At 63.8% G+C, this 14494-nt stretch carries 11 protein-coding genes; 6 read left to right on the top strand and 5 right to left on the bottom strand.

The genetic code is table 11. The features are described from left to right. Window positions 1–38 precede the first annotated feature (38 nt). Genes ACFOJ9_RS36475 through ACFOJ9_RS36465 form a run of 3 tightly spaced genes read right to left on the bottom strand, consistent with a single transcriptional unit; the run spans window position 39 to window position 4907 of the window. Window positions 39–533: an acetone carboxylase subunit gamma gene (locus tag ACFOJ9_RS36475; RefSeq protein WP_378986660.1), complete on the bottom strand. Its 495-nt coding sequence runs from the start codon at window positions 531–533 to the stop codon at window positions 39–41. Continuing rightward, window positions 530–2734: a hydantoinase B/oxoprolinase family protein gene (locus ACFOJ9_RS36470; RefSeq protein ID WP_378986658.1), complete on the bottom strand. Its 2205-nt coding sequence runs from the start codon at window positions 2732–2734 to the stop codon at window positions 530–532. Before ACFOJ9_RS36470 ends, ACFOJ9_RS36475 begins: the two co-directional genes overlap by 4 nt. A 13-nt stretch (window positions 2735–2747) precedes the next feature. Then, complete coding sequence (locus ACFOJ9_RS36465) at window positions 2748–4907, bottom strand: hydantoinase/oxoprolinase family protein (RefSeq protein ID WP_378986656.1); 2160 nt, start codon at window positions 4905–4907, stop codon at window positions 2748–2750. A 112-nt stretch (window positions 4908–5019) separates the two neighbouring features. Between ACFOJ9_RS36465 and ACFOJ9_RS36460 the strand changes: the two genes are divergently transcribed. Then, window positions 5020–5799, top strand: a complete 780-nt coding sequence (locus ACFOJ9_RS36460; RefSeq protein ID WP_378986654.1) for a helix-turn-helix transcriptional regulator — start codon at window positions 5020–5022, stop codon at window positions 5797–5799. A gap of 37 nt (window positions 5800–5836) precedes the next feature. Here ACFOJ9_RS36460 and ACFOJ9_RS36455 read toward each other — a convergent pair whose 3' ends face one another. Then, entirely contained in the window at window positions 5837–6115 is a 279-nt protein-coding gene (locus ACFOJ9_RS36455; RefSeq protein ID WP_378986652.1) for a type II toxin-antitoxin system ParD family antitoxin, read from the bottom strand. A 282-nt stretch (window positions 6116–6397) separates the two neighbouring features. On the opposite strand from ACFOJ9_RS36455, the gene ACFOJ9_RS36450 reads away from it, so the two are divergent. The 3 genes from ACFOJ9_RS36450 to ACFOJ9_RS36440 all read left to right on the top strand — a co-directional run bounded on the left by ACFOJ9_RS36450 (window position 6398) and on the right by ACFOJ9_RS36440 (window position 11568). Then, entirely contained in the window at window positions 6398–8572 is a 2175-nt protein-coding gene (locus ACFOJ9_RS36450) for a dehydrogenase E1 component subunit alpha/beta (RefSeq protein WP_378986650.1), read from the top strand. Window positions 8573–8620: 48 nt separating this feature from the next. Next, a complete protein-coding gene (locus ACFOJ9_RS36445; RefSeq protein ID WP_378986648.1) occupies window positions 8621–10219 on the top strand; it encodes an ABC transporter substrate-binding protein in 1599 nt (532 codons plus the stop codon). Between the two features lie 119 nt (window positions 10220–10338). Next, window positions 10339–11568, top strand: a complete 1230-nt coding sequence (locus tag ACFOJ9_RS36440; RefSeq protein ID WP_378986646.1) for an aminotransferase class III-fold pyridoxal phosphate-dependent enzyme — start codon at window positions 10339–10341, stop codon at window positions 11566–11568. Window positions 11569–11602: 34 nt separating this feature from the next. Here ACFOJ9_RS36440 and ACFOJ9_RS36435 read toward each other — a convergent pair whose 3' ends face one another. After that, entirely contained in the window at window positions 11603–12340 is a 738-nt protein-coding gene (locus ACFOJ9_RS36435; protein WP_082525546.1) for a GntR family transcriptional regulator, read from the bottom strand. Window positions 12341–12471: 131 nt separating this feature from the next. Between ACFOJ9_RS36435 and otnK the strand changes: the two genes are divergently transcribed. Further along, on the top strand, window positions 12472–13848 hold the full coding sequence (gene otnK, locus ACFOJ9_RS36430) for a 3-oxo-tetronate kinase (protein ID WP_378986644.1): 1377 nt from the start codon (window positions 12472–12474) through the stop codon (window positions 13846–13848). Beyond that, complete coding sequence (locus ACFOJ9_RS36425) at window positions 13848–14486, top strand: class II aldolase/adducin family protein (RefSeq protein WP_378986642.1); 639 nt, start codon at window positions 13848–13850, stop codon at window positions 14484–14486. The genes otnK and ACFOJ9_RS36425 overlap by 1 nt, the downstream gene beginning before the upstream one ends. The last annotated feature ends 8 nt before the right edge of the window (window positions 14487–14494 follow it).

The following is a 14494-nucleotide window of genomic DNA, read 5'->3' as shown; positions in this document are numbered from 1 at the left end:
TTGGCAATCACACCGGCACAGCCTCCATCGACAACCATTCATGGTCCCTGAAGCGGTTTGCCCAGCCATTCGCGATAGAAGCCCTCGAGGTCGGGCTCGAAATCGTGGACGATGGGATAACCGGGTGCAGCCGCTTCCACCTCGTGCAGCGTGCCGCACTGCGGACAGATGAATTCGCGGATTTCCATCCATTCGGGATCGGGGAGATCGCTGTTCGGGTAGATTTCGCGCAGCGCCTCCTCAGTGTTGCGGACGTTGATCACAGCCTTCAGCTTCCAGTTCTTGCGATAGTCGCCGAAGGAATGGCCGCATTCGCAGCGGGTGATGCGCTCATCGCCGCTCTGGCAGATGAACAGATGATCGGAGACCGGCAGCAGGATCGGGTCCTTCCAAGCGACACGATCCTGATAGACGGCGACCATTTTGAAGAAGCGGTCATCGTCCTTGTAGGCGCTCATGATGCGCCTTGTCTGCGGCCAGGGCAGCTGACCGGCGGCCAGATCGCGGATGACTTCCTTGCTGTACGAGGTCATGGCTTTGCTCCCGGCATGAAGATCGATCTGGCGTCGACGTTCCAGAACTCACTGAATTCCCTAGTGAAGCGCGACGACAGCTTGATCGCGCTGGCATACATTTTCTTCACCTCCGGCGCGAAGTCGGCCTTCTCGACGCGGCCACGCTCCTTGGCGATCCAGTCCGCCACCGGAATCGCCTTGGCCAGACGCTCTTTGCGCATGGCAGCGCGGCGCTCGACCGTGGCGTCGATATCGGCGACGGGATAACCGTCTTCATCGTCCTTCAGCACGATGCCGAAAACCTGGTCCGCCGCTTGCCGGGTGAGAAAGCCGTTCTCGACATCCCAGGCCGTCTTGATCGGATCGCGCTCCAGCACGTCGCCATAGCCGCCGCCGCCATTGTAGGAATGGCTGAAGATGTCGCCGGATTTGTGCGGCGAGGTGATGTAGGGCCCCTCGACCACGACATGGTCGCCACCGATGTTCTTCTCGTAGTCGGAGACATGCGGGTCGATGCCGGGTGCATGCGCCAGCGGTTCGCCTTTGGCGGCCAGTTCATGGATGTTGGAGTTCCTCACCGCGCGGTGCTTCTGGCAGGTCGGCGCCGGATAGCCACCGCACATGCCGCCATTGTCGAACACCCTGGAGGAATGCTCCGAGGTATGCAGCCGCAGATGCGAGGTCTTGTTGATCAGCCAGGTCGAGACGAAGGAGCAGCCGCCGCGATATTTGCCGGCGCCGCCGGAATTCGGGACGATCGAGCGGCCGATATAGACCATCGGCATCGACTGTTCCCAGACCTCGATATTGCCCATGTCGGATTCCGGATTCCAGCCGACATAGGCGGTGTCGAGGCCATCCTTGATGGCCAGTGCGCCGGAGCCGGCGGCGGCGCATTCGAAATGCGCCATGCCGAACGGCGTGCCGTACTGGCTTTCGCCGCCCATCTCGATCATCGGGCTGTTGACCTGGCCGACGAACGCCTCCTCGACGAAGCCGCGCGCCACGAAGCTGCGCGACAGCAGCCGCTGGAAGACGCCATAGGCCGGCAGCAGCAGCGCCCATGAGGTGGCGGTGGCCACCATTTCGTTGTCGGGGTTGGTCCAGGTGCCGTGTGGTAGTTTCAGCTCGGTCGCCATCCAGGCGCCGTCATTGACCAGCCCTTCGAAATTCATGTGCTGGGTCAGCGTGACAAACATGCCGCCATCCATGCCGGCCGGCGTGCAGTTCATCGAATGGTAGCCCCAGGGCTGGGTGCCCTCGAAGTCCATCGTGATCTTGCCGTCGGTGGTGATCTCCATCTCGATCGGGATGTTGTAGAGCCAGTCCGGGTCGCCGAGCAGCTGGAAGCCAGGCTTTCCCGCCGTGACGTGGCCGTAGAAAGTATGGCCGCGATAGATGCCGGGCACGGTGAGCTGGCGGGTGCGGGCGAGCTGGGCGCGGCGACCCTCCTCGATGAACTCCTTCGACACCTTCATCCAGTAGTCGAGGCCGATCTCCGAGATCAGCTGCTTGACGCTTTCGCGCATATCTATGCAGGAGGCGACCTTGGCCTTTTCGTCCAGCACCCAGTAGATCGGCATGCGCAGATTGCGCTCGCAACGGATGACGTAGTCGCGGCGGATCTCGTCGTTCTCGCCGATCTTCTCGGCGCAGACGAACAGGCCTTCGGTGAAGCGCTCCTGCGCGAGACACACGTCGCCGCCAGGCGTGATGCCGCCGGCTTCCAGCTCGTGGCAGACCGCGCCGGCCCAGCCGACCAGCGTGCCTTCATGGAAGATCGGCACCACGTCCATGACATCGGGTACCTGCACGGTGCCGATGAAGGCATCGTTGTTGGCGAAGATGTCGCCTTCACGGATGCGCGGGTTGTCCTCGTAGCCGTTTTTGATCATCCATTTGATGAAGCGGCTCATCGTATGGACATGCACCATGATGCCGTTGGAGAGCGCGATGGCGTCGCCCTCGGGCGTATAGATGGCGACCACCATTTCGCCGACCTCGCGCACGCCGGGCGAGGCCGAGATGCGGCGGGCCATTTCGCGTGCCGAGACGCAATAGGCGCGCAGCTTGGTGTGCAGCGTCTCGAATTTCAGCGGGTCCTGGTTGCGCAGCGTGAGTTCCGTGATGCCGTCATAGCAGCCGGTCTCCTCCATCAGCCGCTCGGAATCGAGCAGTCTTTCGCGAAGGCGCAGGGCCGAGGCAGGTTTGTCCAACATGGCGATCGCCCTCTCAAGCGTGGGTGTAGTGCAGCAGCGTCCATTCATCGACATGGACGCGGTCCTGCGGATGAACGACGAGCGTGGTGGCGGGATGTTCGATGATGGCCGGGCCGATCACTTCATGGCCGGGCTGGAGAAGGTCCATCTCGTAGAGATTGGCCTTGTGCCAGCGCCCGCCAATGTAGGCTTCGCGCACGCCCTTGTGGGCTGCTGCCGGGTCGGACTTGCCGAGCGCGCGCTTGAGCAGCACCGGCTTGACCTTGTCGGCGGTCGCGATCAGCCCAAGTTCGGTGATGGTGAAGCCGGCCTCGCCATAGCGCGACACGCGATGGTTGACCTTGGCGTAGACAGCCTCGAACTCGTCCAGGACCTTGCGCATGTCGTCAGCCGAATTGACCTCGGCAAGCGGCGCCATGACTTCGACGTCCTCGAGCTGGCCGGTGTAGCGCATCATTAGGAACGGCACGGTCCTGATCTTTTCGCGCGCATGGCCGTCTTCGATCATCTCGTCGACCGCGGCCTTGGTCAGGTCGTTCCAGACAGTCGTCACCTTGGCGCCGAAAGCGGCCAGCGTCGCCTCGTCGGCGCGTGACGGGATGTCGTGCTGCGTCGACACCGAATGCCGGCGCATGAAATCGGCGGTGGTGCAGCCGAAGGCGGAAAAAGCGGCGGCGAACTGGAAGGTGATGATGTCCTTGAAGCCGATACCTCTGGAGCAGCCGGCCAGATGCAACGGGCCGGAGCCGCCATAGGACAGCAGCGTGAACTCCGACGGGTGGATGCCTTGGCCCGAAATGACGCGGCGCAGCGCGTTGTTGGCATCGGACTCCAGCATGTCGATCATGCCTTCCGCGGCTTCTTCCAGTCCGACGCCAAGGATGTCGGAGCATTTCTCCTGGAAGGCGCGGCGGGCCTTTTCGACCTGCAGCACGACCTTGCCGCCCAGGAAATAGTGCGGGTTCAGCCGGCCGAGAATGGCGTCGCAATCGGCGATGGTCGGCTCGGTGCCGCCGCGGTCGAAGCAGATCGGGCCGGGGTCGGAGCCGGCGCTTTCCGGCCCAAGCGAGACCTTCTTGGTCAACGGGTCGACCTTGAGGATCATGCCGGCGCCGGCACCGATGGTGTCGAGATGCAGGGTCGGCACGTTGAGCTTGAACCGATCCATCAGCGGCTCGTTCTCGATCCGCGTCTGGCCGCGCGTGATGACGCCCATGTCGAAGGAGGTGCCGCCCATATCCGAGCAGATCAGCGAATCATTGCCGATCAGCTTGCCGACATAGGCAGCGCCCAGAATGCCGCCGATCGGGCCGGAGATCATGGTTTCATGCAGGCGCGGATGGTTGATCGAAGTCAGGCCGCCGAAGGAGAGCAGCGTCTGCACGCCATATTTGAAGCCGTATTTCTTCGAGACGTCCTCGATACCCCTAAGCTGCTTGCGGCCACGCGACGTCGCATAGGCCTCGATCAGCACCGAGTTCAGTCGCGACTGTTCGCGGATGACCGGGCGAACCTCGTGGCTGGTGTAGACGATGATGTCGGCGCCGGCCTTGTCGACCTCCTCGCGGCAGATCTCGGCGATGCGCTTCTCGTGCACCGGATTGACATGCGAGAAGATGGTCATGATGCAGATCGCTTCGACCTTGTCGGCGATCAGCTTTTTCGCGGCGGCAGAGACCTCGTGTTCGTAGAGCGACAGCACGATGTCGCCGAACTGGTCGATGCGCTCGGTGACGCCATGCGTGCGGCGGCGCGGCACCAGCGGATCTGGATGGTGATGGGTCACCGCATGCAGCCGGTCGGCATAGGAATAGTCGGCCCAGGCCTGCAGCCCGCGGCCCATCAAAATCATGTCCTCTAGACCCTTGGTGGTGATCAGGCCCAGCCGGCGGCCGGTGCGCGACAACAGCGTGTTGAGCATGCCGGTGCCGGAATAGAGCACGACGTTGACGCCGGAAAACAGCTGCTCCAGCGAGATGCCCCAAGCATCCGCCGCATCCTCGGCCGAGGCCAGGAAACCTTCGGCTTCATTCTTCGGCGTGGTCGCCGACTTGCCGATCTTGAAGTGGCCGTCCTGATCGACAAGGATCGTGTCGGTCATGGTGCCGCCGGCGTCGATGCCAATGACAATTGGATTGCCGACGATGGGGGCGGTGAGATTGGGTTGGGTCACGGTCGCCTCGGGATTTGGTCTAGGTTGACGCTAGGCTAGATTCGATGGGCGGCTTCGCGCCATATGCCTAAAGACACAATGACGGCTGGGCTGACATCGCCGAGAAAAGGGCATGCGCATGGGGACCATCTGGGCGCCGCTCGCCAAAGCGATCGCCGCCACTGGCACGGACAGGCATGTCGACTGCCTGATCGACCTGATCGGCGCGGACATCGAGCACGATCTCGTCACGGTGACACGCTATTCGGCGACGCAGACGCCCGAATTCATCAAACACCGACGCTTCTCGGATGAAATGGTCCGGCGCTATCTTGATAATTACTACGTGTTCGACCCGTTCTATGCCTCGTGGCGGCGCGAGCGAAGGCTGGGCATCATGCCGCTGAAACGGCTTGCCGACGACGAGGCCAAGCGCGGCCAGTACATAGCCGGGTTCCTGGCGCAGTCGGAGATCTGCGACGAGGTCGGCATCATGCTGGCCGACGGCGGCGACTGGTGCCTCGGCATCTTCCTCGACCGCTCGACCACGTCATTCAAGGATAGCGAGATCGCCCTGCTGGATGAGCGGCTGCCTGTGTTCGAGGCGCTGCATGCGCTCGACATCAAGGCGCGCGGAACCGAATTCTCCCGCACGTCGGCACCGACAGGCCCCGGCGCCTCGCCCCGGCAGGAGCCCATCATTCCGGCCAGCCTGTGGCCAGAGCTGTCGCTGCGCGAGCGGGAGCTGGTCCAGCTGATCCTCGCCGGCCACCCGACGGCGAACATCGCCGAGCGTCTCGGCATCACTGTCGGCACGGTCAAGAACCACCGACGGCGCATCTATGAAAAGCTCGACATCACCACCGAGCGGGAATTGTTTTTGCAGTTTTTTCAGCATCGGGCGGATCGATAGCCGAGTTTCAGGCAGCTGCCCGGATCAGCCCGTTGCTTCACGTATCCTTCTGCAAAAGTGCCTCGTGGCGCTTGCGAACCCGCTCGGCCATTTCCTCCAGGGAAATACCGCTAGGATCCGCCTTCCATCTGTCATAGGTCGGCACGACTTCCTCGCGCAGCCAACGCTCCACAGCAGCGTCGCGCTCTTGCAGGGCGCGAAGGCCGGCGCGGATCACTTCGCTGCTGGTCACATAGGTTCCCGATTTCACGAGATGGTCGATGAAAGCAGCCTGCTCTGCTGGCAGGCTGAAGGTGCGTTTTTCGGTGGCGGGCATGATGTCTCCTGTAGGATTGGTATGATAATATCATACCGGCATCGAAATCGCATTCGAAAATCTGCCGGCGAAGAAACCGACATGAATGGCCTGCCAACAGTCTCAAAATTCCTCTTGCGGAACCGCGCCGTCCCGGCTTAGTCTCGGTCTCGCCAAAAAAATGAAATTTAATTCCATTTGTGCGCGAACTTTCTAGCCAGTTGCGCGCTCCAGGGAAAAACGAACGACCCAATCGACTGAGAAAATATTTGATATATCATCTACCAGAACGGAACTCGCTTAATGGTCCAGCAGACATCGATCCAGCCATCGGCGCCCTGGTTGCGGCTAGACGTCGACGATTCGGACTGGAACGACGCCGAGGTTTCGAGCCTGGTGCGCTGGTATCACCAGATGCTGCTCATCCGCCGTTTCGAGGAAAAGGTGCTCGATCTCGCCAATGCCGGGCTGGTGCATGGTCCGGCCCACGCCAGCATCGGCCAGGAGGCGACGGCGGTCGGCGCCATGTCCGTGCTTGGCACCGGTGACCGCATCAACGGCACCCACCGCGCCCATCACCAGGTGCTGGGCAAGCTGGTCAACGCGCAGACGCCCGGCGGATTCGACCCGCTGCATGACGCTTTCAACCCGGACATGCAGGGCTCGGTGCGCGGCCTGATGGCCGAGATCATGGGCCTCAAGTCAGGCTATTGCGGCGGCCGTGGCGGCTCGATGCATATGCGCGACGATGCTTCCGGCATCCCAGGCACCAGCGCCATCATCGGCGGCAACCTGCCGCATGCGGCGGGCTATGCGCTGGCCGACAAGCTGCTCGGCACCGGCAACATCTCGGTCGCCTTCTTCGGCGACGGCACGATGATGGCGGGGCCGGCCTACGAGGCGATGAACATTGCCGCGCTCTACCGGCTGCCGGTGATCTTTTTCGCCGAAAACAATCTTTATGCTGTCTCGACGCACATCAATGAGCAGACGCGCGAGACGCGGCTGGCCTCGCGCGGACCGATGCTCGGCTTTCGCGGCATCGAATGCGACGGCATGGATGTGGTGGCGGTCCATCACGCCATGCGCGAGGCGCGCCGGACGATCGAGGAAGACGGCGGCCCGGTGCTGGTCGAGGCACTTTGCTATCGCTTCCTGCACCAGAGCGGCGCCCGTCCCGGCAGCGAGTTCGGCTACCGAACGCGGGCCGAAGAGGACGCCTGGAAAGCGCGTGACCCGCTTGCCACCATGGCGGGTCGCCTGAAGACGATGGGCATTCTCAACGCTTCGGACCTCGGCACACTCGACCAGCGCGTCATGGAGGTGGTCAACACCGCTGCCGACACGCTCACCGAAATGAGCGGCAACGCGTTGCGCATTCCCGATCATCTGTGGCCGGACCCAAGCGACGTCGACAACCAGATCCGCGGCGATCTTTCCGAACTGAAGGGCGAGCACTTCCTCGAGATCGAGGACGTGCTGCCGGCCGAGACCAGGCCGGTCAAGTTCATGGTTGCCGCATCCGAGGTGATTGCGCGCGCCATGGAGCAGGATGGGCGCATCATCATCATGGGCGAGGATGTGCACCGGTTGCGAGGCGGCGTTTCGGGCGCCACAAAGGGCGCGCTCGAACGCTGGCCGGAGCGCGTGCTGGCGATGCCGATCGCCGAGAACGGTTTTGTCGGCGTGGCGCTGGGTGCAGCGCTTTGCGGCCTGCGGCCGATCGTCGAGATCATGTTCGGCGATTTCTGCCTGGTTGCCGCCGACCAGTTGTTCAACGCGGTCAGCAAGGTGCGCCACATGTTCGGCGGCGGTTTCCCGGTGCCGATCGTGGTCCGGGTGCGCGTCTCGCCGCACACCGGCTACGGCTCACAGCATTCGGGTGATCCGTCCGGGCTTTTCGCACTGTTCCCTGGCTGGCGCATCGTCGCCCCGACGACGCCCTTCGACTATATCGGCCTGATGAATTCCGCCTTGAAATGCGACGATCCGGTCGTCGTCATCGAGCATGTCGAACTGTTCCCGAGCGAGGGTCCTGTTCCGACGGATGACCGCGACTATTGCGTGCGGCTCGGCAAGGCGAAGATCGTCAGGCTAGGCAGCGCCTGCACACTGCTCACCAGCGCCAGCATGGTTGCTGTCGCCAGGCAGGTAGCCGAGGAGACCGGCGTCGATGCCGAGATCATCGACCTGCGCAGCCTCGACCCGACCGGGCTCGATTGGCCGCTGGTGGAAGCCTCGATCCGCAAGACCAATCGGGTGGCCGTCGTCGAACAGATGCAGCGTGGGCTGTCGCTTGGCGGACGACTGACACAAGAGGTTCAGGATCGCGTGTTCGACTATCTCGATCACGAGATCCTGCATGTGACGGGAAGCCTCTCGGCTCCCGTCGTATCGGCCCCGCTCAACCGCGCCGCACCGGGCGGCGCTGAAAAGCTCAAGGCCGCGCTTCAATCCCTCACTGCCGTGGGTGGATAGAGCGAACGCATTGCCACAAAGATCCGACAAGAAAATGGGAGAACTGACATGACCATCCTACAGAGAAACAAGACCAGGGCGACGGTGCTGGCAGCCGTGCTGCTGGCCACCAGCGCCTTCTGGGCACCGGCCACCTTCGCGCAGGACAGCAAGCCGCTGGTCATCGCGCGCAACATCGACCTCAACTCGCTCGATCCGCACCGCGCCTTCTGCGACACCTGCCAGATCTACAATTCCAGCGTCTATGAATCGCTGCTGACGCTGGACAAGGACAACAAGCCGATCCCGCTGCTCGCCTCGAAGTGGGAAGGCAATGCCGACCAGAGCAGCTTCACCTTCACCCTCGACCCGGCCGCCAAGTTCTCGGACGGTTCGCCGGTCGAAGCCAAGGACGTCAAATGGTCCTGGGAGCGGCTGAAGAACCTCAAGGGCAGCGCCTCGTTCCTGATGGACAATGTCGCGTCGATCGAGACCCCGGACGCGCATACGGTCGTCGTCAAGATGGTCGCGCCGAGCTCCGAATTCCTCAACATCGCTGCGGCACCCTACGCGGCGGTCGTCAACAGCAAAGTCGCTTCCGAAGCCGGCGCCAAGGCCGATGCGGACGCCTCGACCACGGACAATGCCGAGGCCTGGTTCCTGGCGCATTCGGCCGGCAGCGCGCCGTTCGTGCTGAAGTCCTATGAGCCCAATTCGGAACTGCGGCTGGCGCGCAACGACAAATACTGGCGCACGGCGCCGGCGCTGAGCGAGGTCGTCATCCGCCAGACCAAGGATGCGGTGGCGCAGGCGCAGATGCTGCAGAGCGGCACCGCCGACATCGCCATGCAGATCGACCCGGATACGGCCAAGACGATGACCGGCAGCGACGTGAAAATCGAGACCGTGCCGTCCTACAACTTCATCTATGTGGCGCTGTCACCCGGCGCCAAGGCCAACAAGGTTCCGCTGACGCCCGAAGTGCGCGAAGCCATCTCGCTCGGCCTCGACCGCCCGAGCATCCTCGATTTCACCATCGGCTCCGAGGGCCAGCTGATCAGCGCTCCGATCCCGCTCGGCTTCCCCGGCGGTTCGGGCTTCGAGGCGCAGCCCTATGACGTCGCCAAGGCAAAGGAACTTCTGGCCAAGGCCGGCCATGCCGACGGCTTCGAGATGGAAGCGGCGTTCCCCGGCATGAACGTTTATGGCGTCGATCTCTCGCTGTTGATGCAGAAGGTCCAGCAGGATCTGGCCAAGATCAACATCAAGCTCGACCTGCAGCCGATCCCCTTCGCCAACTGGCGCGAACGCGTCAATGGCGACGGCATCCCGATGACGGCGGTGTTCTACGCGCCGGACTATTACGGCACGTCGCAATATGTCGACTATTTCGCCATGACCAAGGGCAGCCCGTGGTCGCGCCGCGCCGGCGCGGAGCGCGACCCGTCGGTGCTCAACCCCAAGGAAGCAGATATCTACAAGGCAGCCCTTGCGGCAAGCGGCGACGAGGCCGCAAAGCTGTGGCACCAGGCCGGCGAGGAAATGATCAAGGACAGGATCATCCTGCCGTTGATCAGCCCGAACCTGGTCCTAGCCTACAAGTCGGACGTCAAGGGCGTGCGCTACAGCGCCTGCTGCAACCTGCCGCTGGCGGAACTCAGCCACTGAGCGAAAAGATGCGGGAGGCGGCCAGCCGTCTCCCGCTTCCTCATCCTGGACGATCAGCAAATCCTGTTCTTCCAGCACCAAAACCAATATATGATATATCAATGCGTGGAGACCTCGTTATGCCTTCCCTGATCAACTCCAAGGACCAGCTGCTGCGCGAGCGTGCGGCCTCGGTCATTCCGGGCGGCATGTGGGGACACATGGCGACGCGCTATCTCGGCTCCGCCTATCCGCAGTTCTTCGAGCGTGCCGACGGCTGCCGGGTCTGGGACGTCGATGGGCGCGAATACATCGACCTGATGTGCAGCTGGGGGCCCAACATCCTCGGCCATCATCACCAGGCAGTCGAGGCGGCGGCCGAGCGGCAGCGTCGCCTCGGCGATGCGATGAACGGCCCGGGTGAAGTGCTGGTCGAGCTGGCCGAACTGCTGGTCAAGACGGTCGCGCATGCCGACTGGGCGATGCTGCAGAAGAACGGCACCGACGCCACCACGGCCTGCGTGACGATCGCACGCGCCGGCACCGGCCGGCGCAAGGTGCTGGTCGCGCGCGGCTCCTATCACGGGGCCGTGCCGTGGTGCACACCTTCGCTCGCCGGCGTCACCGCCGAGGACCGCGCCCATCTCATCCATTTCGACTACAATGACGTTGCCAGCCTGGAAGCGGCCGTCGAGCAGGCCGGCAACGATCTCGCCGCCGTCGTGATGACCGCCTTCCGGCACGACATCGCCCGCGATCAGGAATTGCCGACCGCCGCCTTCGCCAGACGGGCGCGCGAGCTCGCCACCGCCGCCGATGCGGCGCTGATCGTCGACGATGTCAGGGCCGGGTTCCGCATCGATCTTGCCGGCAGCTGGGAGCCGCTCGGCATACGGCCGGACCTGTCCGCCTTCTCGAAGGCGATCGCCAATGGCTATCCGCTTGCCGCGATCACCGGCACCGACCGGTTTCGCGAAGCCGCGACCAAGGTCTATGTGACGGGCTCGTTCTGGTATGGCGCCGTCGCCATGGCCGCCGCGATCGCCACCATCAACACGCTGCGCGACACCGACGCCATCGCCAGGATGACTGAAGCCGGCGACAGGCTGCGCTCAGGCCTCGATGCAGCGGCGAAGAAGCATGGCCTGTCGCTGCGCCAGACCGGCCCGGTGTCGATGCCGATGGTGCTCTTCGACGGCGATGCCGAGTTCAAAAAGGCCGACGCCTTCTGCTCGGCCGCCTTGCGCGAGGGCGCCTATTTCCACCCCCGGCACAACATGTTCCTCAGCGCGGCGCATACCGCAAAAGACATAGATCTTGCCCTGCAGGCTGCCGATGCCGGCATGGCCGCAGCCGCGCAGGTGGCCTGAACCGGCGCCGATGCGGTGGGAAGGAACAAATCGTTCAGCCGGCGGCCGACACCAGTCGGCCGTTCTGCGCCGCGCGGCGCAGTTCCTCGGGCGTGACCGCACCGTCGTTCAGCCGTTCGAGCACCTTGACCAGCAGGCGGCCGCCTTCGATCATGTCCTGTTGAATGCCCTTGCGCACGCCGTTCTCGTCGCGCGCCCGCAGCGCGTCGAGGATGTCGAGATGCCGGTGGCGGCCGTCATAGGTCGGCCTGGCGTGCGGGTATTGATAGTTCACCAGCGGACCGTTGCGCAGCCAGATGCCTTCGATAATGGCCAGCAGCTCCGGCATTTGCGCCGCCTGGTAGATCGAGTGATGGAATTCCCAATTGTCGCGGACGGCTTCGAACCAGCGGCCATTGTCCTCGTCGGCGATCAGCCTGTCATGCACCGCCGCCAGACGGTCGATTTCGCGCGGCTCGATGCGTGTCGTCGCCGCTGCACCCGCCATGCCTTCGAGATGCAGCCTGATGCTGCGCAGTTCCAGATACTGGGCCAGCGACAGCTGGGCGACGGTGATCGAGCGGCCGGCCTCCATCTCCAGGCCCTTTTCGCGGACCAGCTGCATCAGCGCCTCGCGCACTGGCGTCTCAGACACCTGAAGGCTGGCGGCGAGGTCGCGGATCTTGAAGCGATGGCCCGGCCAGAAACGGCCTTCCATCATGGCGCGGCGAAGCTCCTCGTAGACACGCGTCGTCAGATTGTCGCGCGCGATCGGCGCGATAGAAGCAGTCACATCCGCTCTCCGTTCTTGCAGTGGCGCAGGCGTCGCCTGCGTCGCGTGGGCTGTGTATATGATACCACGAATGGCCTGACCACCGACATGAGACAAGCATCCCTGAAACGGGCAGACATGAGACGGGCCGGATGACCGCGTCGACGCCTTCCCTGCTGTTCGGCGCCATTGCCGACGATCTGACCGGCGGCACCGAGCTGGCGTCGATGCTGGTCGCGCGCGGCATTCCCACGAGATGCACGGTCGGGCTGGACGCGCCGATCCCATCAGGCAATCTTGCCCATGTGATCCTGCTCAAGACCCGTGTCATCGCGGCCAGCGATGCGGTGCGCCAGGTGCTCGAAGCGGCTGACCGGCTGATCGAAGCGGGCGCGCGGCAGATCTTCTTCAAATACTGCGCCACCTTCGATTCGACGCCCGCCGGCAATATCGGCCCTTGCGCCGAGGCGCTGCTCAAGCGGCTTGGCGGTGGCGTCGCGCTGTTCACCCCGGCGCTCTGCGAAACCGGCCGCACGGTCTATCAAGGGCATATGTTCGGCGGCGTCCAGTTGCTGGGTGAATCGCCCAAGCGCTTCGATCCGCTGACGCCGATGACCGATTCCAATCTGGTTCGCGTGTTGCAGGCGCAGAGCAAGGGCAAGGTCGGGCTGGTGCCCTATCTCGTCGTCGATGCCGGCGCCGTGGCCATCCGCAACGCCATAGGAGAGCACAGCGCGCGCGGCGAGACGCTGCTGGTCACCGACACGATCCGCGAGCGCGACCTGGCGGCGATCGCGGAAGCCGCCTTCGACCTGCCGCTGATGACCGGCAATTCCTCGGTTGCGGCGCATCTGCCGCCGGCCTGGCTGGCGCATGGGCTGGTAAATTCAGGCGACCTCGCTGCGGCCAGCCTGCCGGCCATCGAAGGGCCAGCGGCAGTGCTGGCCGGCAGCGTCGCCGACCGCACCATCGAACAGCTCGACCGTTTTGCGCAAAAAAATCCGTTGCTGACGATCGATCTTGCCAGCGCCTTCGCCGGCGCCGATGTTGTTGCGCAGGCGCGTGCCTTTGCCGAACTGCATTTGCCCGGTGCAATGATCGCTATCGCCACCACGGCTCCGCAAGCGACGGTCGAGGCGCTGCAGCAGGCGCATGGCCGCGACGCAGTGGCGGCAAAGGCGGAAGAAATTCTGGCCGGGATTGCACAAATCCTCGTGCGCGATCTCGGTGTGCGGCGGCTCGTCGTCGCCGGCGGCGAGACTGCCGGCTCGGTGGTCAAGGCGCTCGGCATCGACCGCATCGCCATGGGCGCCTATGAAGGCCCCGGCCTGTCGCGCGCCGTCGCCCACCTCCCCGGCCAGCCCTCCGATCCGCTGGCGCTGATGCTGAAATCGGGCAAGCTCGGCGGCCCTGACATTTTCGCCGACGTCCTGCAAGACATGACACGAGCGACCACTGTCGCGCCGGCGATCGACACATGGCCACCGGCAAAGCCTGCCATTCGGCCAACCACAGGGAAAGCATCGTGATGGATACCGAGACTGGACGCGCCAGTTTGATCACCGCGACGCAGACGCTGGACGCCAGCGGGATGAATGTCGGCACCACCGGCAACATCAGCGTGCGCACCGAAAACGGTATGCTGATCACGCCGACGGGCATAGCCACAAGCGCGCTGCGGCCGGAGCAGATGGTGCCAATGCAATTCGACGGATCCTGGGAGGGTGCATTCCGGCCGTCGAGCGAATGGGAGATGCACGCCGAGATCTACAAGGCTTTTCCCGAGGCCGGTGCCGTCGTGCATGCCCATCCCGACCACTGCGTGGCGCTATCGTGCCTGCGCGAACCGCTGCCGCTGTTCCACTACATGGTCGCCGGTTTCGGCGGCGATGATGTGCGCTGCTCGGACTATGCGTTGTTCGCGTCAAGCGAACTGGCCAGGGTTGCCGTCGTGGCGCTCAAGGACCGCACGGCATGCCTGCTCGCCAATCATGGCATGATCGCCTTCGGCGGGGATCTCGACATGGCGCTCACCCGCACCATCAAGCTCGAAACCCTGGCGCGGCAGTATCTCTTGGCGCGCAGCGCCGGCACGCCGGTGCTGATCGAGGGCAGCGAGCTCGCCGCCATACGCGGGCGCTACAAGAATTACGGCCAGCAGAAATAGTGCATGTC

The sequence above is a fragment of the Mesorhizobium cantuariense genome, from assembly GCF_042647205.1.
GTDB classification, from domain to species: domain Bacteria; phylum Pseudomonadota; class Alphaproteobacteria; order Rhizobiales; family Rhizobiaceae; genus Mesorhizobium; species Mesorhizobium cantuariense.
Note: the sequence above shows the minus strand (reverse complement) of the source record. Positions and strands in the feature narration are given on the sequence as shown.